Source organism: Mesorhizobium sp. WSM4310 (assembly GCF_007003935.1).
Classification (GTDB): domain Bacteria; phylum Pseudomonadota; class Alphaproteobacteria; order Rhizobiales; family Rhizobiaceae; genus Mesorhizobium.
Window position 1 is genome coordinate 133222 of the sequence record NZ_VFTA01000013.1, and the last position, 22839, is coordinate 156060.

Sequence of the window (22839 nt, forward strand, 5' to 3'; positions counted from 1 at the left end):
AATAGCGCAACAGATAGGTTCACTCAACCATCAGTCATCTCACCGGAGTGAAACCATGAAAGCCATCGAACTGAGCCAACCCAGGCTCGACGCCTTCCGTGCCGCCACCGTCGCCACCCCCGAACCGCAGCGCGGCGAGGTGCTGATCCGCCAGCGTGCGGCAAGCCTCAATTTCGTCGATGTCGCGGTGGCGAGCGGCAATTATCCGGGCCCGAGCTTTCCGCTCATCCCGGTCGCCGACGGCGCCGGCGAGATCGTCGCGCTGGGCGAGGGCGTTACGAGTTTCAGCACCGGCGATCGCGTCGTCGCCCATGCCAAGCCGCGCTGGATCGGCGGCCGGCCGCGGCCCTACGAGATGACGCAGATGCGCGGCATCTCGCTGCCGGGGTCGCTGGCCGAATATGTGGCGCTGCCGGCCAATTCGCTCGTGCCGGTCCCGGCGCATCTCTCCTTCGAGGCGGCGTCGACATTGCCGATCGCCGGCACCACGGCATGGAATGCCATCCGCGCCGCCAATGTCGGGCCGGGCTCGGTCGTCGTGCTGCTCGGCACCGGCGGCGTCTCGATCTTCACCCTGCAGCTGGCGAAAGCCGCAGGCGCCACCGTCATCATCACCTCGTCGTCGGACGAGAAGCTGGAACGGGCGAAGGCGCTGGGCGCCGATCATCTCATCAACTACCGCGCGACGTCAGACTGGGACGGCAAGGTGCTTGAGCTGACGGGCGGGCTCGGCGCCGACCTCGTCGTCGAGACCGGCGGCACCGCCACCTTCGCCCGCGCCGTCAACGCCACCGCGCCCGGCGGCACGCTGTTCACCATCGGTTTCGTCACCGGCGCCGAGGCCACGATCAACCTGCTGCCGATCATCATCAAGGCGCTGAAGGTGATCGGCAACAACACCGGGTCGGTGTCCGACCTTCGCGACGCCGCCCGCGCCATCGGCGCCGCGGGGATCAAGCCGGTCGTCGACAAGATGTTTTCACCTGACGAGGCGACCGAGGCCTACGCCCACATGGCCGCCGGCGGCCTGCACTTCGGCAAGCTGGTGTTCGGGCTGGAGTGGTAGGGGCGAAAGTGACCGAGCGCGTAATCTCCACCGCAAAAGGAGATTACGCGCTCCATTTCAGATCAGCTTCTCCAGCGTGATCGGCAAATCGCGTACCCTCTTCCCCGTCGCGTGGAACACCGCATTGGCGATCGCGGGCGCGACACCGACGATGCCGAGCTCACCCACACCCTTGCCGCCGAGCGCCGAGGAGTGCGGGTCGGGAATGCCGACCGAGATCACCTCGATGTCCGGGATGTCGGCATTGGTCGGCACGAGGTAGTCGGCGAGGTTGTTGTTGACGATGCGGCCATGGCGACGATCCATGATGCCTTCTTCCAGCAGCGCCTGGCCGATGCCCATGATGATGCCGCCCTTCCATTGGCTTTCGGCGAGCTTGGGGTTGTAGAGCCGGCCGGAATCCAGCGCCGACACCACGCGCGAGACGCGCACCGTGCCGAAATCCTCGTCGACGCGGACCTCGATGAAATGCGCGCACCAGGAATAGCGCGAATAGTCGCCCTCGGTGTGCGGCAACGCCATGGCGATGGTGGTGTAGTTCTTGTAGCGGTCCTCGGCGGTCGAATTGGCCGGCATGGTGTCGCCGGTCGCCTCGATGCGGTCGCGGCCGACGCTCTTGAGCAGTTCGGCGATCGAGACATCGGGACCGTCGCCGCGCGGCGAGCCGATGCGGCCATTGGCGACAACCAGAGTGTTGGCCTGCAGTGCGTGGAAGGGCGAGCGCGGATCGCTGATGGCGAGCCCCACCAGTTGATCGAGCGCCGAGGTCGCGGCCTTGTGAACAGCACCCGTCATCACGCCGGCCAGGCGCGAGCCGCCGCTGACGCCGGCGCGGGCAAAGCGGGAGTCGCCGAGCTTCACCACCACATCGTCGGCCGGCACGCCGAGCGTCTCGGCGGCGGTCTGCGCCAGGATGGTGTAGGTGCCCTGGCCCATGTCGATCGAGGAGCTTTCGACCTCGACCGAGCCGTCGGCCAGGATGCGCACGACGGCCTCGCCATAGGCGCGCCGCACCGGATAGGTGCCGGCGGCGACGCCCCAGCCGATCAGCTGGTTGCCGTCGCGCATCGAGCGCGGTTTCGGCGAGCGCCTGGACCAGCCGAAGCGTTCGGCGCCTGCGGCAAAAGCCTCGCGCAACTGCCTGGTCGACCAGGCCTTTTTCGCGTGCGGATCCTGTTCGGCATAGTTGCGCAGGCGGATTTCCAATGGATCGATGCCGACCTCATAGGCGAGCTCGTCGATGGCGCTTTCGATGCCGAAGGCCGAGGGATTTTCGCCCGGCGCGCGCATGGCGCCCGGCACCACGGAATTGACCCGCACGACATTCTGCTTCGAGGAGAAATTCGGCGTCGCGTACATGATCGAGGTGACCGAACCCAGCGGCTCGACCCACATGCCGTCGATGGACGTTTCATTGACGCCGCGATGCACGATCGACTGGATCACGCCGTCGCGGTCGGCGCCGATGGTCACGGTCTGGCGCGTCGCGGCGCGGCCGCCATAGCCGGTAAAGGTCTGCGGCCGCGTCATCACCAGCTTCACCGGGCGGCCGATCATTTTGGCGGCACTTGCCGCCACCGCACCGTGGCTCAGCGCCAGCGCCTTGGAGCCGAAGCCGCCGCCAATATAGGGCGAGACCAGCCGCACATTCTCGAACGGCACTTCGAACCATTCGGCATAGGTGCGGGCCATGCCGTCGAGCCACTGGCTCGGCTCCCACACGGTCAGACGATCACCTTCCCAGCGCGCAATCAGGCCATGTGGCTCCATCGGCGCCTGGTATTCGCGCGGCGTGTTGTAGGCGGCGCAGATGCGCACCGGCGCGGCGGCGAAGGCGGCGGGCGCATCGCCCCATTCCTTGGTCATGGCGTCGATCGCAATGCCGTCACCGGCCTTGCCGTCGCTGAGGTCGACGATGGAAGGCGTCTCGTCGTAGCTGACGTTGACCAGGGCCGCCGCGGCGACCGCCTGCTCGAAGGTTTCGGCGACAACCGCCGCGACATGCTGGCCCGAGAAGGTGATGTCGCGGGCCAGCGGGCAATAGGACTTGTCCGGCGGCGGCGTGCCGAGCCAGTCCGACGCGGTCCTCAGGCTGATGATGGTATCCGGCGTCAGCACTCGCAGCACGCCGGGCGAGGCTTCAGCGCTTGCCGTGTCGATCGCGCGTACCTTGCCCGAGGCGATCGTGCTTTCGACCAGCACGGCATAAGCCAGTCCTTCGAGCTGCTGTTCGACCGCGTATTTCGCGGCACCGGTGATCTTGGCCGGGCCGTCGACGCGCGACAGCCGGCCGCCGACGGCCTCCGCCAGTGTGCCGTCGGAGGCGTCGCCCCGTTTCGATTCACCAACTCTGATGTTGTGAACGGTCATGCCGTCTCTCCCAATTTGAGGATGGCGCGCGCGACAGCGCGCGGCGCGAGCTCGATCTTGTAATGGTTGGCGCCATGGTCGACGGCGCCTTCGACGGCGAGCAGGCTGGCGGCACGGACGGTTTCCGGCTCCAGCACCTTCCCCTTCAGGGCGTCTTCCACGGCACGGACGCGCCAGGGCTTGGTCGCGACGCCGCCGAGCGCGACGCGCAGATCGCGGATGGTGCGGCCATCTGCTTCGAATTCGATGCCGACAGCGGCACTCGCGGCGGCGAATTCATAGGATTGCCGGTCGCGGATCTTCAGATAGGTCGAGCGGCGGGCTGCTGCGGAGCCGGGGATTGCGATTGCGGTGATCATCTCGCCCGGCTCGATCGCGTGTTCCCTGTCGGGCGTGGTGCCGGGCAGCAGGAAGAAGTCATCCACCAGAAGCTTGCGCTCGCCCAGATGAACTGTTGCGTCGAAGGCGACCAAAGCGGTGGCGAGGTCGCCGGGATACATGGCGATACAGGCCTCGCTGGTGCCGAGCACCGCGTGTCCCCTGGTGACGCCGCCGATGGCCGAGCAGCCGCTGCCTGATACACGCTTGTTGCAGGCGGCAAAATTCGCGGGATCGCGGAAATAGGGGCAACGCGTGCGCTGCATCAGATTGCCGCCGATGGTCGCCATGTTGCGGATCTGCGCCGAAGCCGCCTGCCACAGTGCTTCCGAGATGGCGGGGAAGCGGCTCTTGATGTCGGCATGGTCGGCGACATGGCCCATTCTGGCGAGCGCGCCGATGGTGGCGCCGCGCTCGTCGACCGCGATCCGGTCGAGCCCCTTGAGATGGGTGATGTCGACCAGCGTGTCGGGCTCGGCGACGCCGCATTTGGCGAGGTCGATCAGCGTGGTGCCGCCGGCCAGCAGCATGGCGCCGGGCAGGGCGGCCGCCTGGCGTGCGGCGTCAGTGGAAGTGGCGCGCAGGTATGAAAAATCCCTCATGATGCGAACTCCTGGGCTGCCTGGCGGACGGCGGCAACGATGTGCGGATAGGCGCCGCAGCGGCAGAGATTGCCGGCCATGTATTCGCGGATTTCCTCGTCGGAGCCGGCATGGCCCTCGCGGATGCAGGCCACCGCTGACATGATCTGGCCGGGCGTGCAATAGCCGCACTGGAAGGCGTCCTGTTCGAGGAAGGCAGCCTGCACGGGATGCAGTTCGCCCTCCCGTGCAAGCCCCTCTATGGTGGTGATGGCGCGGCCCTCGGCTTGCGCGGCCAGCGTCAGACAAGCCAGCACGCGCTCGCCGTCTATGTGCACGGTGCAGGCGCCGCATTGGCCGTGGTCGCAGCCCTTCTTGGTGCCGGTCAGGCCGAGCCGCTCGCGCAAGGCATCGAGCAGCGTCACGCGCGGCTCAATCTGCAATTCGTGGTGCCGGCCGTTGATGTCGAGATGGACGGGGATTTTCGTCATGGGCGTCTGGCTCCAGTTGCTTGACGCTGAGGGGAATGATCTGGTGTCGGGGCGGGGGAGGGCAAGGGCGTCTTCGTCAATCCCCGGCTGGCAGGGGAGCTGTGGCTTGCGGCTTTGAAAGACGTGACATACCCGTTCCCCTTCTTATATGATGAAGGCACTCCACTAAAGCGGAGGTGCCTCCGTTTATTACGTGGGGGCTGACCCGGCCGGGTTCAAGCCCCTGACACAATGTGGAGAAAAAATTGGCCGTCGAGCCGTCCGCAATCGCCGAAACGAAGACCGCCACGGAGGAAAAGCCGCTGCGCGCGGATGCCCGGCGCAACCGCGACCGGCTGGTCGAGGTGGCGGCTTCGGTGTTTGCCGAGCGCGGCATCGATGCCTCGCTGGAGGAGATCGCGCGTCGCGCCGGCGTCGGCATCGGCACGCTCTACCGGCATTTCCCGACGCGTGAGCATCTGGTCGAGGTGGTCTACCGCCGCGAGGTCGAGGCGCTGTGCGCCGCCGCCGGCGAGCTTGCCGCGAAACATCCCTCCGATGTCGCGCTGGAAGAATGGATGCGGCGCTTCGTCGACTACATCGCCACCAAGCGTGGCCTGGCGACCAGCCTGCGCATCCTGCTGACAACCAATTCCACCCTGTTCTCCGACACGTCGGGGCGGGTCTCGCAGGCCTTGCGCCAACTGGTCGAGGCGGCGGTGGCCGATGGCACCATCCGTGGCGACGTCGATGCCTCCGACGTGCTGCACGCGCTGTCGGGCATCTACTCAGCGCCCGATACGCCGGAGTGGCGCGACCGTTCGCGGCGGCTGGTCAAGCTCTTGATGGACGGGTTGCGGTTCGGGGCGGGGAAGGGCTGACATCGTGGACGACCTCAGCTTGCTGCTGACAAGGTTCGTCAGCGGGGAGGACACCAGCCTGGCAGCCGCCAACAATCTGGAAGCGTTGCTCGACGCGGCCTATCCCGACGATCAGCTTGTTCAAGAGCTATAGACCCGGCGGCGGCCCATTTCTCTTCGATAAGCTGGAGATTCAACGGCGCTTGCATCGCCTTCGCGATTATCTTTCGCGCCGCACCTAAAGAGATCTAGAGCGAAGCGGGACGCAGGGCTTGCAACCAAATGCGAGCGGTTGTTAAAATCCTCACATTTCAAGAGATGCACAGGCCCACGCATGACGGCTCGCAAGGCGCAAAGGACGGCACGGCTTATCGATCTGCTGTCGCAGCGGCGGGTTATCCATCTCAGCGAAGCGGCAGCGCTGCTCGGCGTTTCCGAGATGACGGTGCGGCGTGACATCGCCACCAACCAGGGGCAGATCGCCTATCTCGGCGGGCACATATTGGCGGCGGCCGAGATCGAGGCCGATATTCCCTATGAACTGGCGACCGCGGCCGACAGCCATGCGGCGGCCAAGCGCGAAGCCTGTGTGCATGCGGTGCGCAAGATACGGCCCGACGAGACGATCTTCATCGACTGCGGCACGACGCTGATCCATCTGATCGATCTCATTCCCGACAATTATCAAATAACGGCAATATGTTACGCCATGAATGTCGCGGAACGCCTGAGCCGCAAGCCCAATGTCACCATCATCATGCTGGGTGGTGTCTATCATCCGGCCTCGGCGTCTTTCTCGGGCACGCATGATTTCGACATTCTGAACAGCGTCGGCATCAACGCAGCCTTCCTGTCGGCCGCCGGCGTCGACGCCAAGCGCGGCGCCACCTGCGAGCATTTCCACGAAGCGGTGGTGAAGCAGAAGGTGATGAGCCTGGCGCGCGAAAATTATCTGGTCATCGACTCGAGCAAGATCGGCAAGCTCAAGCGGGCCTTTTTTTCGGCCATGGACGGCTTCGACGCCATCATCACCGAACATGGCGAGGTCGGGCCGGATTCATTCCTGCCGCAGGCCGTTTGACATTTTACTGGTCTGATGGAAAAGTCACAAAAAAAGTAAGAGAAGTCTCAAAAGGGACTCGACGGGGGTAGGGGACGCGTCAACGGGAGGAAGTGCGGGCGTCATGGTCGAACAGGGTTCGATTGCGCTGATTTCCGAGGCTCCCTTGCTGCGCGTCGAGGGCGTCAGGAAGCGGTTCGGCGGCGTCAATGCGCTGCGCGGCGTCAGCCTCGAGATCCTGTCCGGTGAAGTCCACGCACTGCTCGGCGAAAACGGCGCCGGCAAGTCGACGCTGATCAAGATCCTGAGCGGCGTGCACGTGCATGATGGCGGCTCGATCGAAATCGACGGCAAGCCTGTCTCGTTTTCTTCGCCCGCCCAGTCGCGCGATGCCGGCGTGGCGGTGGTTTACCAGGATCTGAGTCTGGTCGAGTCGCTGTCGGTCGCCGACAATCTGCTTTTGGGGCGAGAGCCGCAGACGCGGCTCGGCTTCCTGAAAAAGCGCCAGCTGGTGGCGCAGGCCGAGGCCTTCCTCAAATCGCAGAACATTCCGCTCGATGCCCGCGCCATGGTCGGCTCGCTGCCCTTCGCCTATCGCCAGATGACCGAGATCGCCAAGGCGCTGATGGGCGATGTCCGCCTGCTCATCCTCGACGAGCCGACCTCGGCGCTGACCGATGATGAGGAGAAGATCCTGTTCGAGGCGATCCGGGCGGTTGCAGCACGTGGCGTCGGGGTGATCTACGTCACCCACCGCCTCAACGAAGTGTTCCGCATTTCGAACCGGGTGACGGTGTTCCGCGACGGCCAGAACGCCGGAACTTTCGTCACGGCGCAAACCAATATGCGGCAATTGGTCGGCGCGATCGTCGGGCCGGATCACGCTGTGCTAAAAGCAGATGGCGCCGCATCCGGACAAGGGCAGGCGCCGTCCGCCGGTTCATCTGAAAAGCCCGTGCTCGAATTGAAAGGCGTCAGCAATGACCGGCTCGACGGGGCCAGTCTCGAATTGCGCGCGGGCGAAATCCACGGCCTTGCCGGGCTGATCGGCAGCGGACGCACCGAAATCCTGCAGACCATCTTCGGCCTGCGGCCCATCCAGTCGGGCGAGGCCAGCCTGGACGGCGTGTCGCTGAAGGGAACAGACCCGGCGGCGGCGATCGGGCAAGGCATCGCACTGGTGCCGGAGGACCGGCACGTCCAGGGCCTGGTCCTCGAACATTCGATCGAGCGCAATCTGACCTTGCCGCGGCTGCCTTATTTCTCGCGCCTTGGCTGGCTGCAGCGCCGGCCGGCGAGCGAACATGCCAATGCGGCGATGCGCAGGCTGGCCGTGAAGGCGCCAAGCGCGTCGACCATGGTGAAGAACCTGTCGGGCGGCAACCAGCAGAAGGTCGTGTTCGGCAAATGGAACGAGCCACGACCGCGCGTGCTGTTGCTCGACGAGCCGACGGTCGGGGTCGATGTCGGCGCGCGCGAGGAGATTTACGGCGTCATTCGCGCCGCTTCGGCGGCCGGCAGCGGGGTGCTGCTGGTGTCTTCGGATCTCTCCGAACTGCTGCAACTCTGCGACCGCATCTCGATCGTCGTCGATGGCCGCATCACCAGGACGATCGCGCGGCCGGAATTCGGCAGCGCCGAGGACCTGCATCACCTCATTCAACTTTCGCAGCCATCGGAAGAGCACGCGGCATGACCGACATCCAGAGCCCGGCAAAAGCCGCCACCAACCAACCGAGCGGCCGCTCGGCCTTGCAGCATCTGCTCAAGGGCGAGCGTCCCTACATGCTCTATGTCGCCTTCGCCGTCATGCTGATCGTTTTCAGCCTGGCGTCACCATGGTTCCTGTCTATCGACAATTTTCTCAACATCGGCCGTCAGACGACGCTGGTGTCGATCATTGCGGTGGGCATGACATTCGTCGTCATCTCCAGGCAGATCGACCTGTCGGTGGCCTCGACGCTGGCACTTTCGGGCATGAGCGCGTCGCTGGCGATGGCCTTTGTCGCCAACAACTGGGTCGTCGGCGCCGTGGCCGGGCTGGGCACCGGGGCGCTGATCGGGCTGCTCAACGGCGTCTTGACCACGCGTCTGGAAATCCCGTCCTTCCTGGTGACATTGGGCACGCTGAGCGGCGCACGCGGGCTGGCGCTGATGGTCACCAACACCAAGCCGGTCATCATCACCAACGAGTATTATTTCGCGATCTTCGGCGAAGGCTCGGTGCTCGGCATCCCGGCGCCGATCCTGTGGACGCTCGGCGTCACCATCGCCGGCATCTTGCTGCTGCACTACAGCGTCTATGGGCGGCGGGTTTACGCGGCGGGCGGCAACCCGACGGCGGCGCTCTATTCCGGCGTGCATATCAAGCAGGTCACGACGCTTGCCTTCGTGCTGACCGGGACGCTCGCCGGGCTGGCGTCGCTGATCCTGTCGGCGCGCTCGCACGCGGCGCGGCCCGATGTGGTGCAAGGCATGGAGCTCGATGTCATCGCCTCGGTCATCCTTGGCGGCTGCAGCCTGTTCGGCGGCCGCGGCTTCGTGCTCGGCACGCTGCTCGGCAGCCTGATCATCGGCACGCTCAACAACGGGCTGGTGCTGCTCGGCGTCAGCTCGTCACTGCAACTCGTCATTAAAGGAGCAATCATCGTCGCCGCTGTCGCGTTCACGAGGAGGTAAGGCGCACGCGGAAATCAGCAGAAGCCGCCGGCTCCAAACGGCAAGACAATATCAACAATCAACGGAGGAAGTCATGAAATCGGTTCACTCGCTTTTCTGCACATTGAGCCTCGCCGCCAGCGCCTTCGCGCTGTCGACGACCCTCAGCCTCGCGCAAACGCCGGACACCTGCGTTAGCGGCGTCGACATGGCGACGCTCGGCCCCAAGGGCATTGTCGGCCAAGGCCCGCACGGTGAAAAGGCAGCCTCGCCCGACGAGCTGAAGCTGACCGATGACGAGGCCGCCAAGGTCAAGGCCGGCAAGTTCAAGGTCGGCATTTCCATGCAGACGGTGAACCTCGACTGGTCGCAATTGCAGGTGCAAGGCATCAGCGAAACGCTGGCCAAATATGGCGTCACCGTCACCGGCGTGGCGTCGGCCGAATATCAGGTCGACAAGCAGATCGCCGATATCGAGAACACCATCCAGCAGCATCCGGACGGCATCATTTCCATTCCCGTCGATTTCACCGCGACGGCGCCGACCTACAAGAAGGTGGGCGAGGCCGGCATCAAGCTGGTGTTCATGGACAGCATCCCGGTTGGCCTCTCATCTCCAAAGGATTTTGCCTCGATGATCTCGGCCGACAGCCAGGGCAACGGCCAGATCGCTGCGCAGATCCTGGCCTCCTGCATGCCCAAGGGCGGCACGATCGGCCTGGTGAATTTCGGCGTCGACTATTTCAGCACCAATGAGCGCACCAAGGGCGTCGGCGAGTGGATGAAGAAGAACCGGCCCGACATCGTCATGAAGCAGGTCGACTTCACCGATCCCTCGAAGGTCTCGCAGATCTCCGGCGACTTCCTCACCGGCAATCCGGATGTGAAGGGCCTGTTCGCGGTCTGGGACCAGCCGGCGCTGGACACGCTGTCCTCGATGCGGGCGCAAGGCATCGACATTCCGATCACCACGGTCGATCTCGGCCTGCAGTCGGCGATCGAAATTGCCAAGGGCGGCCCGCTCAAGGCAACCGGCTCGCAGCGCCCCTATGACCAGGGTGTGGCCGAAGCGATGGCGATGATGAAGGCGCTGATCGGGCAACCCACGCCGGCCTGGGTCGGCGTGCAGTCGCTGCCGGTGGTGCAGTCCAACGTGCTGGAATCCTTCAAGACCGTCTTCCACAAGGATCCGCCGGCCGAGCTCGTCGACGCCTGCAACAGCGCCAAGCCGAAGTGCAATTGAGGTAATTGAGGTAATTGCGTGGGCGCGGGAGAGATCCCGCGCCACCAGCCGGAACGACCATTCTGGGCTGGGCCTACATGTCTCTCGACCAGGTCGGCGAGGGCAGCGCCAACCCATTCGAAGGCAATGCCAACGACGTTCCGATCTCGCAGATCTGCCGCGACATCGAGATCGAACTGCGCGCCGGACTTGGCGAGGCTGACCTGCCCAAGCCCTTGCTGCCCGTCAACGACATCGCGACCTGAAGTGCCTGATCTGGCGCGGCTACGCTTTCGCTTCGACGAGGATCACCAGCGATTCCGGCACCACGCCATCGTGCGCCATGGCGTCGGCGGCCGCCTTGCTCTGCATCAGCGCGGCCATCTTGTCCATGTCCGGCACGTCCATCATCACGGCCACCCGCTTCGGGTTCTGCGGATCGACGAAGGTGCGGATGTTGGTGATCCCCAGCGAGCCGAAAAGCTCCTTGCGCTTGGGTGAACTGAGCCAGTGCTTGCTGTCTTTCGAGATGTTGTGATGGCCGATTACGGTTGGCATGGCATCCTCCCCAGGGTGACGCCGGCGGTCGATATCGCCCGCCTGATGCTGCGATCCACCTGTACGGGCCAGTGAGCGCTGTTTCCCGTAGACTGTCAATTAGCGGTTGCTGATATACGTCCGTCCCTGGGACTGAGCCACGACGGCCCTACTGGCGGCACAATCGTCGCCGACCTATGTCGATGTCCAACCGCTGGCGATCGCAAAGATGGAACAATGCGGCACGACAGGCTTGTCCTGACCCTGATTTGGCGCGAGCTCTCGGCTGGCCTGCGCTCGATGCGCCGACGCGACCTTGCATGGATCGTCACTGGCGGCGGGGCGCTGCTCGCCTACGCCATTGCCGACATCGTCGTCGCCTTGCAGGCGGCATCCACCGCGCTGCGGCAGGCACAGGCGCTGTGGACGGCCGGCCTGCCGGGATCGCTTCTTTGCCTTGGCGGCTTCGCCGGCAGTGCAATCGCAAGACTTTGCCTGTCGTGTGCCTTCGCGCCGTTCCTGAAAGCACTGCCGCTTTCACTCATGGAGCGCCGGCGCATGGCGGCGGTGGCGGCATGCGCGCTGGGCGTTCCCCTTGCCTTCATCGTCGCGGCGACAGTGGGCCTTGGCTGTTTCGTCATCGCAAAGCCGCTGGCGCCGGCCTGGGGTCTCGGTGCCGCGATGCTGTTTGGCGCCGGATTTGGCGCGGCGGCGGTGCTGCGCCTGCGGAGCGCTCGCGACCTGGTCCACGCCGACAATACCGATCCGGTGAGCGATCCGGGCGGGCGCCGCCCGTCGCTCGGCGCCTTCGATCGATCGACGCCGGCCTGGCTCTCGAGCTGGGCCTGGGGTCTGCCCGCCGGGCGCGTAAGGTTTTCATGGCGGCTGGCGGGAGCGGCCATCCTTTTCGGCCTCGCGGCGGTCGTTGCTGGCTCCATCAGCCTTGTCCGCCATGATGCCGTGCCGGCGGCCATGGCAGGGCTGACCGGGGGCCTTCTGGTGTTCATGCTGAGCGCTCGGTTCCATCCGCTCGGCTCGCCGGTGCTGCGCACGGCTCCGCTCGGCTTCGTCAGGGCCTGGCTGCGCCTGGCGCGGCTGCCGCTGCAGTTGTCGCTTGCCTTCTTTCTCTTGCCGGCGGGCGCCGCCCTGGCGGCGGAGCCGTCGGCCTGGGCGATGCCGCTCGCCAGCGGCTTCTGGCTGCTGGCGCTGAACGGCGCCTATGCGGTGTTTGCCGCCTATTTCATGACCGCGCTGTTCGTTGCCGCGCTGAGCTTCCTCGGCGCCATTGCCTACGCCAGCTACGAGACGCTCGAATATGGGCGCACGGTGCTGATCGGCTTTGCCGCCCTTGTCCTGTTTCTGTGGCACCAGGCGCAACGGAGATATCGCCATGGATAGCAGCGTCGATCCCGCCGAAATCCTCGCGGTTCGCGGGCTCAGCGCCGGGTATGGTCGTCGCGCGGTCGTCAGCGGCATCGATCTGTCGCTCGAACGGGGCGACGTGCTGGGCCTGCTCGGCGCCAACGGCTCGGGCAAGTCCACCTTGCTCAGGGCGATCACGGGCCAGATCCGGCCGCTCGGAGGGACCGTGGCGATCGACGGCGCCGACCTTGCCAGGGCACCGGAACGCGCCAAGTCAGGCTTCGGCCTTGCCGTCGATCCATCCGACCTGCCGGCGGCGCTGAGCGGGCGGCAATACCTTCAACTCGTCGCCTCGATCCGCGGCTGCGCCGAAGACGACTGGCCTGGCGTCGATGTCGCCGAACGGCTCGGGCTCAAGCGCTGGATTGAACGGCCGATCGCCGAATATTCACTCGGCACGCGGGCCAAGATCGCCATTGCCGCGGCCTTGCTTGGCGCGCCACCGCTGCTGATCCTCGATGAGTCCCTGAACGGCCTCGATCCGCTCGCCGGCTTTGAGGTGAAGCGCATCATCCTGGCCCTGGCTTCCAGTGGCCGCCATGCCGTCATCATCTCCACCCATGTCGTGGAAGCGGTGCCGGGACTGTGCAACCGCGCCGTCCTCCTGGCCGATGGCCGCATGGCGCGCGACTGGCATGCAAGGCAACTGGCCGAGGCTGGCCAGATGCCCGGCGCCTTCGAAGCCGAAGTCATGCAGGCACTGACGGTCCAGGCGGTCGATGGGTGAGGGCACGTTGCAGTCGTTTCGCGATCGCTGCGGTCACGCAGGGCTCAAACCTCCAGGCATACCTTGCCGAAATGCTTCCGCGCTGCGTAGTGCGCGAAGGCGGCGGCTATCTCGCGCAGGGGGAAGCGGCGGTCGATGACGGGTTTGATGCGATTGGCCTCTATCGCGCGGATCATGTCCTCCTGGTCCGCCCGGCTGCCGATCGAAATGCCGCTGATGCGGATCTGGTTCGAGAATATGGCCGGGATCGAGACATCAGCCGCAAAGCCGGTGAGCACGCCGATCAGGGCGATGTGGCCGCCTGTCCGGCAGGCGGTTAGGGATTGCGCCAGCGTGGCCGGGCCGCCGACTTCGATCACGTGATCGACGCCGCGTCCGTCCGTCAACTCTCGAACCTTGCGGCTCCAGTCCGGCACGGCCTTGTAGTTGATGACGGCGTCGGCACCGAGGCGGCTTAACCGCTCCAGCTTTTCCTCATCGGAGGAGGTGGCGATGACCCTGGCGCCGGCGGCCTTGGCGAATTGCAGCGCAAACAGCGACACGCTGCCGGTGCCGAGAACCAGAACCGTGTCTCCGGGCTTGACCTTGCCGCACACGACCAGGCCTCGCCAGGCAGTGACGCCGGTGCAGGTGAGCGCCGCCGCTTGCGCGTGCGTATAGCCCGCGGGAGCTTTGGTGAAGGCCTGCGCGGGCATGCAGACATATTCGCTGGCGAAGCCGTCGAAACTTTCTCCCGGAATGTCGCGCCTGGTGGCGGGCGTCATGTCGCCATCCAGCCACCAGGGATAGAAGACACTGACGACGCTGTCGCCGGGCTTGAGCGCATCGACATTGCTGCCGACGGCGATCACGTCGCCGGCACCGTCGGACAGCGGAACGCGGCGGTCGGCCAGCGGTGTCTTGCCCTGCACGGCGAAATCGTCGCGCATGTTCAGCGAGCAGGCGCGGATCCTGACCATCACGTCGCCGGGTCCCGGCTGGGGCGGATCTTCCTCGACCAGGTCGAGCCTGTCCAGGCCACCCGGCGCTCTAAGCCTGACGAGCTTCATCTGCCTTCTCCGAAATGTGGGATGTTTAATGCAGGCGGCGCGCGCCGGCGCTATCGAATCTGGCGGCCGGAAATCACCCGCAGCCAGGGCGCCAGGTGGAAGGCGCTCATCAGGAGATACATGGCCGGCATCCCGGTTAACGGGCCGGTCAGCGGCGAGGCGCCCATGCACAGCATCGCCGCGTCGCCGCCTTGAAGGCAGGAGAGCAGCGCCATCAGGGCGAAGGTGGGTGCCGCCGCGAGGCATAGCCAGTCGGCGATGCCAAGGGTGCTGGTGTTTTCAGGGGTCGCGCTGCCGGTACCAGAATGGATATCGCTCATGATCTTGATCCCGTGATGGTTGCGGCCCGTCAGAACTTGGGTTCCTCGCCCCCGCCACAGGCGGAGGAGAGGTGTCCGCGAAGCGGACGGAGAGGGGACCTTCGGGCGCAGCCTCTCCGTCTCGGCTTCGCCGAGCCACCTCTCTCGAGCGAGGAACCCAGGCTGGACAGGGGCTTGGCTCTCGCCAGTTCCTGCTACTCACCCTTGTCCCTGAAGGCGGCTTCGCCGGCGGCGGCCACTTCGGCCCATTTCTTGTCGGCGCCAGCTTCGTAATTGTCGTGCCAGTTCCACCAGCTGTAGAGCGGCGTCTGGGGATAGCCTTCGGGCGAATCCTCCCAGATCTCCTGGCGGCCGAGCGGGGTGGCATCGAGATAGCTCCAGACCGTGCCCATCTGCTCGTCGCCGCGGCTGCTGATGAAATAGGTACGGAAGACGCGGTCGCCGTCATGGATGAAGACGTTGTGGCCGTGCCATTCGTCGACGCCGAAATCCTTGTCGAAGCTGTCGGTGATCGTGTACCAGGGCATCTCCCAGCCCATCCGCGCCTTCAGCCTGACAATGTCAGCCTGCGGCGCGCGCGAGGCGTAGGCCAGCGTGGTGTTGCGGGCGTTGAGATGGGCGAGGTGGCCGACCTGGTCGGCGCCGAGCGAGCAGCCGCGGCAGGCATGATCGGGCCAACCATAGACGCCCGGCTCGTAGAAGGCGCGGTAGACGATCAGCTGGCGGCGGCCTTCGAACAGGTCGAGCAGGCTTGCCTTGCCGTTGGGGCCCTCGAACACATAGGCCTTGTCCACTTCCATCCACGGCATGCGCCGGCGTTCGGCGGCGAGCGCATCCTTGGCGCGGAGCGTCGCCTTCTCCTTCACCAGCATCTTTTCGCGGGCGGCGTCCCATTCCTGCCGCGAAACGACCGGCGGGGTCTTCATCGTCATGTGCTTGGTCATTGGTCTTCTCCTTTGTCAGTCATGGCGCCGTCGCGGCCTGCGATCGCGTTGGGATCCAGGGTAGAGCGATGAGGCGGGGTGGGGTGAGTTACATCCGCGACGGGATTGGAATCGTCCGGCCCGGCGCAGCAGGGGTGGCGGGGCCGTGCGGTGTGTTCGAGATTGTCGGTTGCAGGCATTTTCAACTATCCCTAATGAGATGCTTACTGTTAATACCTGAGATGCTCAGGCTAGCGAGTGCCGGAATTGGCGTCAACGGTGCCGATGACGGCCTCAGCCACATGGCTAGGTCTCCATCGCGCCGTTGCGACTTGCTGACCGGCGGTGGTGATTTAAGCTAGGGCGCAAACGTGCCGCGGTGGGAGTTACAAGTTTGACGGGATTTGCATGGACTCGCTGATCACCGCGGCGGCATTGGCGCTGGCGGCGGGCGATCCGCTCGGCGCGCTCGACCGCGTCGCCTTGCGCGAGGATGCGCCGGCGCTGGCGCTGCGCGGCATCGCCATGGCGCAGCTCGGCGACTTCGACCGCGCCAAGCTTCTGTTGCGGCGGGCGGCGCGCGCCTTCAGCCCGAAAGAGGCCGTCGCGCGCGCCAGATGCATCGTCGCCGAGGCCGAGATCGCGCTGGTCTCGCGTGACCTGGGCTGGCCGGCCAAGGCGCTCGACGCGGCGCGCATGACGCTGGAAAAGCATGGCGACCGGCTGAACGCGGCGCATGCGGGTCATCTCAAGGTGCGGCGCCTACTGTTGATCGGCCGGCTCGACGAGGCCGAGCATGTGCTGGCCGGGCTCGACCCGACGCCGCTGCCGCCGGCCGCACGGGCCGCGCATGAGCTCGCCGTCGCCGGCATCGCCATGCGGCGCCTGCGGACCCGGCCGGCGCGCGCGGCGCTGGAATGGGCGCGCAACGCCGCCCGCCAGGCGGGTATTCCAGGCCTCATGGCCGAAGTCGACAGCGCATCCCTGGCGCTGGAAACGCCGGCGGCGCGGCTGATCACCCAAGGCACGGAGCGGCCGTTGCTGCTCGAGGAGGTCGAGGCGCTGCAGGCATCGCCGGCGCTGGTCGTCGATGCCTTTCGCTACACCGTGCGCGCCGGGGACCGAACAGTCTCGCTGGCGAGCCGGCCGGTGCTGTTCGCGCTGGCGCGCGCACTCGCCGAAGCCTGGCCCGGAGATGTCTCGCGCGAGGAACTCGTGGCGCGGGCCTTTGGCGGCAAGCATGCCGATGAATCGCACCGCGCCCGGCTGCGCGTCGAGATCGGCCGGCTGCGCGCCGAGCTTGCAGCACTTGCCAACATCAGCGCCACCAAGCGCGGTTTCACGCTGGCGCCGCGCCTGGCGCGCGCGGTGATGGTGCTGGCGCGGCCGATCGAAGAACGGCACGCCGCCGTGCTGGCCTTGCTCGCCGATGGCGAAGCCTGGTCGAGCTCGGCGCTGGCGCTGGCGCTCGGAACCGGCCAGCGCAGCGTGCAGCGGGCGCTCGAGCCGCTCGCCGAGGCCGGCAAGGTGCAGTCTTTCGGCCATGGCCGGGCGCGCCGCTGGATGACGCCGCCGGTGGCCGGATTCACGACCACCTTGTTACTCCCGGCGCCGCTGCCGAACGGCTAAGGTGTGGCGAGATTCAGGTGAGGCCGGCCTGACCGGAATCTCGACACGCCTAAATCCCGTACCGAAGATCAGCGGATGACGACCACAATCGAGGATCAAGACATGAAGCATTCACCGGCCGAAATCCTGTGCGAATACGGACCCTTTCCGGGTGTGGAGCGGATACATGGGGTGAGCTATGACGGCGAGAACGTCTGGTTTGCCTCGGGCGACAGGCTGAACGCCTTCGATCCGCAAAGCGGTCAGACGCTGCGTTCGATCGATGTCGCCGCGCATGCCGGCACCGCCTTTGACGGCCGGCATTTCTTCCAGCTCGCCAATGATCGCATCCAGAAGATCGATCCCGATACTGGCGCGGTGCTCGCCACGATCCCGGCGCCCGGCGGCGGCCGCGATTCCGGGCTCACCTGGGCCGAAGGCACGCTCTGGGTGGGGCAGTACCGCGAGCGCAAGATCCACCAGATCGATCCCGAGACCGGGAAAATCCTGCGCAGCATCGAATCCAGCCGCTTCGTCACCGGTGTGACCTGGGTGGATGGCGAATTGTGGCACGCCACCTTGGAGGGCGACGAGAGCGATCTGCGCCGAGTCGACCCGAAAACCGGCAAGCTTCTGGAGAGGCTCGACATGCCTGCCGGCATGACCGTCTCGGGGCTGGAATCCGACGGTGGCGACCGCCTGTTCTGCGGCAGCACTTCCACCCCGATGGTGCGAGCGGTGCGCCGGCCGAAATGAGCCGGTTCTCCTGACGAAGACATCAAGTCCGTGAGTCGCCGGCGAATTTATCCGCCGGCGACTGGTCGTCGTCCCGGCACGTGCCTAGATAGGCTGGGTCGGGCGACCGCCCGGACATTTCTTCGCAAAGGATCCGACCATGCCCGAACCGATCACGCTGAACGATGGCACCGCCATTCCCCAGCTTGGCCTTGGCGTGTGGCAGGTCGATCGCGGCATCACCGCCGACGTGGTGGGCTGGGCGATCAAGGCCGGCTACCGGCTGATCGACACCGCGCAGGGCTACCAGAACGAGGAGGGCGTCGGCGAGGCGATCCGCGCCGCTGATGTGCCGAGGAGCGAGCTGTACATCACCTCGAAGCTGCGCAACGGTGCGCACGAGCGCGACGCGGCCCTGCGCGCTTTCGACGACACGATGGAAAAACTCGGCATCGAGCAGATCGACCTGTTCCTGATCCACTGGCCGGTGCCCAGCCAGGACAAATATGTCGAGGCCTGGAAGACCCTTGTCGAGCTGAAGCAGGCCGGCCGCATCAAGTCGATCGGCGTTTCGAATTTCAACAGGGACCATCTGGAGCGCATCATCGGCGAGACCGGCGTGGTCCCGGTGGCCAACCAGATCGAGCTGCATCCGCGTTTCCAGCAGCGCGCGCTCAGGGAATTTCATGCCGGGCATGACATCCAGACGGAGAGCTGGAGCCCGCTCGGCAGCGGCCGGCTGCTCGGCGATCCGACGATCGCGGGCATTGCCCGCAAGCACGGCAAATCCGCCGCGCAGACGATCATCCGCTGGCATCTCCAGCAATTGCTGATCGTCATCCCCAAATCGGTCCGCCAGGACCGCATCGCGGCCAATTTCGATGTCTTCGACTTCGAGCTGGACGCGCAGGACCTGAAGACGATCGCGGGCATGGATTCGGCCGATGGCCGCGACGGACCGAACCCGGCGACGGCGGCATTTTTGTTTTGAAGAGCCTGCAGGGAAGCTGCCGATCTCCCCCACGAGGGGGGAGATCGGCGGCTTCACCGTCGGCGCTCTCAAATCCCGGACCTATCCAACCCACGAGGGGGGAGATTGGCGGCTTCGCCGGCCGCGTTCGCTAAATCCCGGACCCATCCAGCTGTTGTGCGTCGTCGCCTTCCCAGGGGGCGGGCATCGAGCCGCCGCGGCTGAGGTTGGCCGAGGGCATGGGCATCCAGCACTTCAGCTCCGGTTCGGCATATTCGACGACGCGGCCGGGCGAGGAATCCGATGCCCGCCAGCCTTCACCGGCGAACTGGTCGCCGCGCGACCAGTAGGCGAGGTCGACTTCCGCCGGCCCCTGTTCGGAGGGACGGACCGTGACCAGGATCCGGCTGCCGTCCTTGGGTGCCGTCGACATGTGGCGCCACCGTTCGGGCTCGTCCATCGCAATTCCTCCTGCCTTGGTGCGATATGAAGTGTCGCCTCGCCATCGATGGTGGTCAACCCACACTTTGTCGGATTGCGCCTGCCAGTCGCGTCCTTGGTCTGGCATGTTCGCCAGGACGAGGAGAGACACTCATGAATGACAAGGTCGAGCCGGCCGTGGGCGAAATGACACTGTATTTCAGCCGCAATCCCAATCCGCGCCTGGCGGTCGCGGTGGCGCGCCATCTCAAGGCCGAGGTGGCCTTCGAATTCGCGTCACCCTTTGCGCCGGAGCAAGCGGAGCGATTCCGGCCGCTCAATCCCAACCTCTCCATTCCCATCCTGGCATGGCCCGGCGGCAGTCTGTGGGAGGCCGACGCCATAGCCTGCCGGTTGTCGCGCGCGGCGCGTTCCGATTTCTGGCGCACCGGCGAGGACGAACCCGACATGATCCGCTGGCTGAGCTGGGGCAAGGAGAATTTCATGCGCGCCTGCGACACCGTGCATTTCGAGCGCGGCACCAAGCAGCGCTATGGCATCGGGCCGATCGACGAGGACAAGGTCAGCAAGGGGCTGGAAGAGTTCCACAAGGGGGCCGCGATCCTGGAGGCGGAACTGGCCGGCCGGCAATGGCTGGTCGGAACGTCGCTTTCCTATGCCGATTTCCGCATGGCGGCCTTCCTGCCTTTCAACGATGCCGCCGGCCTGCCGCTCGGCGACTATCCCGCGCTCGACCGCTGGTATCGCTGGCTCGAAGCCATCGACGCCTGGCGCAACCCTTTCGAGGGGCTGGATGCACCGCCCCTGGCACCGATGCCGCGGCAAGGTGCGGCGCTGTAGCTGACAAAACTGACGACCGGCGCATACAGAAACGAAACTTGAAGACGCCGGCCGCCGTCTGGGGCGTTGGGGTGCATCTCGTTGGGGCGCGATGCAAGGTCAGGCTAAACGGATGGCCGGCCTGCGCAACCGCAACGCCGGCCCATGGTGAATGGGTGGTTACTATCCACAGGGGCGGCTGACGGCGGCCGTTCCTGGCGGCCCTTTCCTCACAACTGTGCGCAACACCGGGCCGCCGGCCATCGGTGCTCGACGGGCCGCGCCTGGGTTGCTAAGCCCCATTCCGAGCAGGAGACCTTTTTGAGTCGAGACATGACCGTTGCGATCGAGATGGGACACACCACGGCGGGCGCCCCAGCGAACCTCGATCTCGAGGAACTGCTGGCGACCCGCCTTCTGGTGCAGGGCAATTCTGGCTCCGGCAAATCGCATCTTCTGCGCCGGCTGCTGGAGCAGAGCGCGCCCTGGGTGCAGCAGACCATTGTCGATCCCGAAGGCGACTTCGTTTCGCTCGGCGAGCGCTACGGCCATCTGGTGATCGATGCCGAGGAGCACACCGAGCGCGGCCTGCAGGCGGCCGGCGAGCGGGCGCGCATCCACCGCGTCTCCACCGTGCTCAACCTCGAAGGGCTCGACGCCGAAAACCAGATGCGCCGCGCCGCCGCCTTCCTCGGCGGGCTGTTCGAGGTCGCCCGCGACCACTGGTATCCGATGTTGGTGGTGGTGGACGAGGCGCAGCTGTTTGCGCCGGCGGTGGCCGGCGAGGTTTCCGACGAGGCGCGCAAACTCTCGCTCGGCGCCATGACCAACCTGATGTGCCGTGGCCGCAAGCGGGGGCTGGCCGGCATCATCGCCACGCAGCGTCTGGCCAAGCTCGCCAAGAATGTCGCGGCCGAAGCCTCCAATTTCCTCATGGGCCGCACCTTCCTCGACATCGACATGGCGCGCGCCGCCGATCTGCTCGGCATGGAGCGGCGCCAGGCGGAAGCTTTTCGCGACCTGGAGCGGGGGCAGTTCATGGCGCTGGGGCCGGCACTGTCGCGCCGGCCGCTCGGCCTGCGCATCGGCCCGACCGACACCAGTCCGCGCAACGGCACGCCGCGGCTGATGGCGATGCCGGAGGCAGCGCTGGAGGATGCCCGCGCGATCATCCTGGCGGCGCCGCCGCCCGAGACGGTGCGCACGCCGCGCCGGGTGGCGTCGCCGGACCTGCTCGACCAGCTGATGGCGGCGAAATCGGCGGCGCTGGAAATCCGCCCCGAACCGGCGGAGCCGCAAATCAGCGCCGAGGACCTGGCGGAACGGCGCGAGCGGGTCGACCGCGTGCTGCGCGCCATCCTGGCACAGCCCGATGCGGGTTTTCGCGTGATCGGCGTGCTCTATCAGGAATTCGTGGTGCGCTGCCGCATCGAGGGCCTGGCCTCGGTGGTGCCGGACCTCGCCGAATTCCGCCGCATGCTGACGCGCGCCCGCGCAGGCCTCGGCTCCGAAACGACGCAGGACGACGCCTGGCGGGACGTTTCCGTGCGCGCCTCGCTGCTGCCCGACGACATGCAGGGCGTGTTCATGATGATCGCGCGGGCGGCGAAGGAAGGCTGGCCGTGCCCGAGCGACGCCGCGATCGCACGCGCCTATGGCTCGCACTCGCTGCGCCGCGCCCGGCGCCTGCTGACCTATATCGAGGAGCAGGGGCTGATCGTCTGCCAGCTCGACGGCACCGGAAAGCGCACCGTGACGCTGGTCGAACTCGCCTGGGCCACCGCCCCCGGCGACCCCGATGCCGAGGAGGCGGAGCAGGGGAGCCTGGCGCTGTGAGGGCGGCCATGGCGGCATGCAAGTGCGGCGCGACATCGATGAACGGGGCAAGATGACGCTGGGCCGGGCAGCCTTGCAGGCTGGGTTCCCTGCAAGGCCAGCGGCCAAATGAACGCGCGGCCGGTGCAGGCCGGTCAGCCTGCGGCCGCGATGCCGGCGTGGTGGCTGCCCAACTGCCATAGGGGCAGGGGAAACCGGCCGTGCTGCACCTCGAGCAGGCGAAAACCCGCCCCGCCGATCAGGCGCAGCGGATCGCGGTTGAGGTGGCAGCCGCCGGCGATCGAACCCCACAACCGGTTCAGCCGCTGCTGCCAGCGGCGGCAGCGCGGTCCCTCGGCCTGGCCGTGCTCGATGAAGATCAGCCGGCCTGTCGGCTTCAGGACGCGGCGGATTTCGCTCAGCGCGGCCTCGGGGTCCGGAATGGTGCAGAAGGCATAGGTGACGACCACCGTGTCGGCGATGCCATCGGCCAAAGGCAGGCTTTCGCCGCCGGCGCGGATGCATTCGACGGCGAACGGCATGGCGCGGCTCTTCGGCGCGGCGAGGCCGAGCATGGTGCCGTCGGGGTCGACGCCGACCAGCCGCTCCACCCTGGCGGCGTCGTAATAGGGCAGGTTGAGGCCCGAGCCGAAGCCGACCTCGACGACGACACCTTCAGCCCTCGGGATGACGCGACTGCGCATCCGCGTGAATGTGCCGGCCGAACAGCCGGCATGGACGAAATAGGGGGCGACGCAGCGCGCATACCAGGAGAGGCAGGTCTGGCACATGATTCAGCCTCCATGCC

General features: G+C 66.2%; 24 protein-coding genes. 15 read left to right on the forward strand and 9 right to left on the reverse strand.

Going from position 1 to position 22839, the window contains the following annotated elements:
* Positions 1–55 precede the first annotated feature (55 nt).
* On the forward strand, positions 56–1066 hold the full coding sequence (locus tag FJV80_RS16440; RefSeq protein WP_142876941.1) for an NAD(P)-dependent alcohol dehydrogenase: 1011 nt from the start codon (positions 56–58) through the stop codon (positions 1064–1066).
* A 57-nt stretch (positions 1067–1123) separates the two neighbouring features.
* On the opposite strand, the gene FJV80_RS16445 is transcribed toward FJV80_RS16440, so the two are convergent.
* From FJV80_RS16445 to FJV80_RS16455, 3 genes are read right to left on the reverse strand one after another with little or no spacing between them, the layout of a single operon-like run.
* Positions 1124–3436: a xanthine dehydrogenase family protein molybdopterin-binding subunit gene (locus tag FJV80_RS16445; protein WP_142876942.1), complete on the reverse strand. Its 2313-nt coding sequence runs from the start codon at positions 3434–3436 to the stop codon at positions 1124–1126.
* Positions 3433–4416, reverse strand: a complete 984-nt coding sequence (locus FJV80_RS16450) for a xanthine dehydrogenase family protein subunit M (protein WP_142876943.1) — start codon at positions 4414–4416, stop codon at positions 3433–3435. The genes FJV80_RS16445 and FJV80_RS16450 overlap by 4 nt, the downstream gene beginning before the upstream one ends.
* A complete protein-coding gene (locus tag FJV80_RS16455; RefSeq protein ID WP_095775174.1) occupies positions 4413–4886 on the reverse strand; it encodes a (2Fe-2S)-binding protein in 474 nt (157 codons plus the stop codon). The genes FJV80_RS16450 and FJV80_RS16455 overlap by 4 nt, the downstream gene beginning before the upstream one ends.
* Before the next feature lie 245 nt (positions 4887–5131).
* Between FJV80_RS16455 and FJV80_RS16460 the strand changes: the two genes are divergently transcribed.
* The 7 genes from FJV80_RS16460 to FJV80_RS16485 all read left to right on the forward strand — a co-directional run bounded on the left by FJV80_RS16460 (position 5132) and on the right by FJV80_RS16485 (position 10931).
* Complete coding sequence (locus FJV80_RS16460) at positions 5132–5746, forward strand: TetR/AcrR family transcriptional regulator (protein WP_095789376.1); 615 nt, start codon at positions 5132–5134, stop codon at positions 5744–5746.
* 4 nt (positions 5747–5750) lie between these two features.
* Positions 5751–5879, forward strand: a complete 129-nt coding sequence (locus FJV80_RS35575) for a hypothetical protein (RefSeq protein ID WP_281408751.1) — start codon at positions 5751–5753, stop codon at positions 5877–5879.
* Positions 5880–6059: 180 nt separating this feature from the next.
* Complete coding sequence (locus tag FJV80_RS16465; RefSeq protein WP_095793513.1) at positions 6060–6806, forward strand: DeoR/GlpR family DNA-binding transcription regulator; 747 nt, start codon at positions 6060–6062, stop codon at positions 6804–6806.
* A 103-nt stretch (positions 6807–6909) separates the two neighbouring features.
* Positions 6910–8481 carry a sugar ABC transporter ATP-binding protein gene (locus FJV80_RS16470; protein WP_142876944.1) on the forward strand — a complete coding sequence of 524 codons (1572 nt, stop codon included), beginning with the start codon at positions 6910–6912 and terminating at the stop codon, positions 8479–8481.
* The gene (locus tag FJV80_RS16475) at positions 8478–9464 is read left to right on the forward strand and encodes an ABC transporter permease (RefSeq protein WP_142876945.1); all 987 of its coding nucleotides are present in this window, start codon (positions 8478–8480) and stop codon (positions 9462–9464) included. The genes FJV80_RS16470 and FJV80_RS16475 overlap by 4 nt, the downstream gene beginning before the upstream one ends.
* A gap of 73 nt (positions 9465–9537) precedes the next feature.
* Entirely contained in the window at positions 9538–10686 is a 1149-nt protein-coding gene (locus FJV80_RS16480) for a substrate-binding domain-containing protein (protein ID WP_095789354.1), read from the forward strand.
* A gap of 14 nt (positions 10687–10700) precedes the next feature.
* Positions 10701–10931, forward strand: coding sequence for a bestrophin family ion channel (locus tag FJV80_RS16485; RefSeq protein WP_348629235.1), 231 nt, complete (start codon positions 10701–10703; stop codon positions 10929–10931).
* A 19-nt stretch (positions 10932–10950) separates the two neighbouring features.
* On the opposite strand, the gene FJV80_RS16490 is transcribed toward FJV80_RS16485, so the two are convergent.
* Entirely contained in the window at positions 10951–11223 is a 273-nt protein-coding gene (locus FJV80_RS16490; protein ID WP_019859410.1) for a hypothetical protein, read from the reverse strand.
* A gap of 216 nt (positions 11224–11439) precedes the next feature.
* Here FJV80_RS16490 and FJV80_RS16495 point away from each other — a divergent pair, with 216 nt between their 5' ends.
* Both FJV80_RS16495 and FJV80_RS16500 read left to right on the forward strand, forming a co-directional pair.
* The gene (locus tag FJV80_RS16495; protein WP_142876946.1) at positions 11440–12600 is read left to right on the forward strand and encodes a hypothetical protein; all 1161 of its coding nucleotides are present in this window, start codon (positions 11440–11442) and stop codon (positions 12598–12600) included.
* Positions 12593–13351, forward strand: coding sequence for an ABC transporter ATP-binding protein (locus tag FJV80_RS16500; RefSeq protein WP_095775181.1), 759 nt, complete (start codon positions 12593–12595; stop codon positions 13349–13351). Before FJV80_RS16495 ends, FJV80_RS16500 begins: the two co-directional genes overlap by 8 nt.
* A 44-nt stretch (positions 13352–13395) precedes the next feature.
* On the opposite strand, the gene FJV80_RS16505 is transcribed toward FJV80_RS16500, so the two are convergent.
* The 3 genes from FJV80_RS16505 to FJV80_RS16515 form a co-directional block, all read right to left on the reverse strand.
* Positions 13396–14400, reverse strand: coding sequence for an NAD(P)-dependent alcohol dehydrogenase (locus tag FJV80_RS16505; RefSeq protein ID WP_142876947.1), 1005 nt, complete (start codon positions 14398–14400; stop codon positions 13396–13398).
* A 50-nt stretch (positions 14401–14450) separates the two neighbouring features.
* The gene (locus tag FJV80_RS16510; RefSeq protein WP_095775183.1) at positions 14451–14720 is read right to left on the reverse strand and encodes a hypothetical protein; all 270 of its coding nucleotides are present in this window, start codon (positions 14718–14720) and stop codon (positions 14451–14453) included.
* Between the two features lie 194 nt (positions 14721–14914).
* Positions 14915–15664 carry a thioredoxin family protein gene (locus tag FJV80_RS16515; protein ID WP_095775184.1) on the reverse strand — a complete coding sequence of 250 codons (750 nt, stop codon included), beginning with the start codon at positions 15662–15664 and terminating at the stop codon, positions 14915–14917.
* A 387-nt stretch (positions 15665–16051) separates the two neighbouring features.
* Here FJV80_RS16515 and FJV80_RS16520 point away from each other — a divergent pair, with 387 nt between their 5' ends.
* The 3 genes from FJV80_RS16520 to FJV80_RS16530 all read left to right on the forward strand — a co-directional run bounded on the left by FJV80_RS16520 (position 16052) and on the right by FJV80_RS16530 (position 18977).
* The gene (locus FJV80_RS16520; protein WP_142876948.1) at positions 16052–17272 is read left to right on the forward strand and encodes a helix-turn-helix domain-containing protein; all 1221 of its coding nucleotides are present in this window, start codon (positions 16052–16054) and stop codon (positions 17270–17272) included.
* A 102-nt stretch (positions 17273–17374) separates the two neighbouring features.
* Positions 17375–18007 carry a PQQ-binding-like beta-propeller repeat protein gene (locus FJV80_RS16525; RefSeq protein WP_095789377.1) on the forward strand — a complete coding sequence of 211 codons (633 nt, stop codon included), beginning with the start codon at positions 17375–17377 and terminating at the stop codon, positions 18005–18007.
* Positions 18008–18146: 139 nt separating this feature from the next.
* Positions 18147–18977 (forward strand): aldo/keto reductase, encoded by an 831-nt coding sequence (locus tag FJV80_RS16530; protein ID WP_142876949.1) that lies wholly within the window; start codon positions 18147–18149, stop codon positions 18975–18977.
* A gap of 130 nt (positions 18978–19107) precedes the next feature.
* Here FJV80_RS16530 and FJV80_RS16535 read toward each other — a convergent pair whose 3' ends face one another.
* Positions 19108–19416, reverse strand: a complete 309-nt coding sequence (locus tag FJV80_RS16535; protein WP_019859393.1) for a hypothetical protein — start codon at positions 19414–19416, stop codon at positions 19108–19110.
* A 167-nt stretch (positions 19417–19583) separates the two neighbouring features.
* On the opposite strand from FJV80_RS16535, the gene FJV80_RS16540 reads away from it, so the two are divergent.
* The gene (locus FJV80_RS16540; protein WP_185975223.1) at positions 19584–20237 is read left to right on the forward strand and encodes a glutathione S-transferase family protein; all 654 of its coding nucleotides are present in this window, start codon (positions 19584–19586) and stop codon (positions 20235–20237) included.
* Between the two features lie 312 nt (positions 20238–20549).
* On the forward strand, positions 20550–22052 hold the full coding sequence (locus tag FJV80_RS16545; protein WP_095775187.1) for an ATP-binding protein: 1503 nt from the start codon (positions 20550–20552) through the stop codon (positions 22050–22052).
* 134 nt (positions 22053–22186) lie between these two features.
* On the opposite strand, the gene FJV80_RS16550 is transcribed toward FJV80_RS16545, so the two are convergent.
* Entirely contained in the window at positions 22187–22822 is a 636-nt protein-coding gene (locus FJV80_RS16550; protein ID WP_142876951.1) for a class I SAM-dependent methyltransferase, read from the reverse strand.
* Positions 22823–22839 lie beyond the last annotated feature (17 nt).

What these genes read in the sequence shown, in the direction of transcription:
- FJV80_RS16525 (WP_095789377.1), top strand. Translation starts at nt 17,375, where the DNA reads ATGAAGCATTCACCGGCCGAAATCCTGTGCGAATACGGACCCTTTCCG.
- FJV80_RS16500 (WP_095775181.1), top strand. Translation starts at nt 12,593, where the DNA reads ATGGATAGCAGCGTCGATCCCGCCGAAATCCTCGCGGTTCGCGGGCTC.
- FJV80_RS16450 (WP_142876943.1), bottom strand. Translation starts at nt 4,416, where the DNA reads ATGAGGGATTTTTCATACCTGCGCGCCACTTCCACTGACGCCGCACGC.
- FJV80_RS16545 (WP_095775187.1), top strand. Translation starts at nt 20,550, where the DNA reads ATGACCGTTGCGATCGAGATGGGACACACCACGGCGGGCGCCCCAGCG.
- FJV80_RS16515 (WP_095775184.1), bottom strand. Translation starts at nt 15,664, where the DNA reads ATGACCAAGCACATGACGATGAAGACCCCGCCGGTCGTTTCGCGGCAG.
- FJV80_RS16440 (WP_142876941.1), top strand. Translation starts at nt 56, where the DNA reads ATGAAAGCCATCGAACTGAGCCAACCCAGGCTCGACGCCTTCCGTGCC.
- FJV80_RS16520 (WP_142876948.1), top strand. Translation starts at nt 16,052, where the DNA reads ATGGACTCGCTGATCACCGCGGCGGCATTGGCGCTGGCGGCGGGCGAT.
- FJV80_RS16505 (WP_142876947.1), bottom strand. Translation starts at nt 14,400, where the DNA reads ATGAAGCTCGTCAGGCTTAGAGCGCCGGGTGGCCTGGACAGGCTCGAC.
- FJV80_RS16455 (WP_095775174.1), bottom strand. Translation starts at nt 4,886, where the DNA reads ATGACGAAAATCCCCGTCCATCTCGACATCAACGGCCGGCACCACGAA.
- FJV80_RS16535 (WP_019859393.1), bottom strand. Translation starts at nt 19,416, where the DNA reads ATGGACGAGCCCGAACGGTGGCGCCACATGTCGACGGCACCCAAGGAC.
- FJV80_RS16465 (WP_095793513.1), top strand. Translation starts at nt 6,060, where the DNA reads ATGACGGCTCGCAAGGCGCAAAGGACGGCACGGCTTATCGATCTGCTG.
- FJV80_RS16490 (WP_019859410.1), bottom strand. Translation starts at nt 11,223, where the DNA reads ATGCCAACCGTAATCGGCCATCACAACATCTCGAAAGACAGCAAGCAC.
- FJV80_RS16445 (WP_142876942.1), bottom strand. Translation starts at nt 3,436, where the DNA reads ATGACCGTTCACAACATCAGAGTTGGTGAATCGAAACGGGGCGACGCC.
- FJV80_RS16550 (WP_142876951.1), bottom strand. Translation starts at nt 22,822, where the DNA reads ATGTGCCAGACCTGCCTCTCCTGGTATGCGCGCTGCGTCGCCCCCTAT.
- FJV80_RS16540 (WP_185975223.1), top strand. Translation starts at nt 19,584, where the DNA reads ATGACACTGTATTTCAGCCGCAATCCCAATCCGCGCCTGGCGGTCGCG.
- FJV80_RS16530 (WP_142876949.1), top strand. Translation starts at nt 18,147, where the DNA reads ATGCCCGAACCGATCACGCTGAACGATGGCACCGCCATTCCCCAGCTT.
- FJV80_RS16495 (WP_142876946.1), top strand. Translation starts at nt 11,440, where the DNA reads ATGCGGCACGACAGGCTTGTCCTGACCCTGATTTGGCGCGAGCTCTCG.
- FJV80_RS16475 (WP_142876945.1), top strand. Translation starts at nt 8,478, where the DNA reads ATGACCGACATCCAGAGCCCGGCAAAAGCCGCCACCAACCAACCGAGC.
- FJV80_RS16470 (WP_142876944.1), top strand. Translation starts at nt 6,910, where the DNA reads ATGGTCGAACAGGGTTCGATTGCGCTGATTTCCGAGGCTCCCTTGCTG.
- FJV80_RS16510 (WP_095775183.1), bottom strand. Translation starts at nt 14,720, where the DNA reads ATGAGCGATATCCATTCTGGTACCGGCAGCGCGACCCCTGAAAACACC.
- FJV80_RS16480 (WP_095789354.1), top strand. Translation starts at nt 9,538, where the DNA reads ATGAAATCGGTTCACTCGCTTTTCTGCACATTGAGCCTCGCCGCCAGC.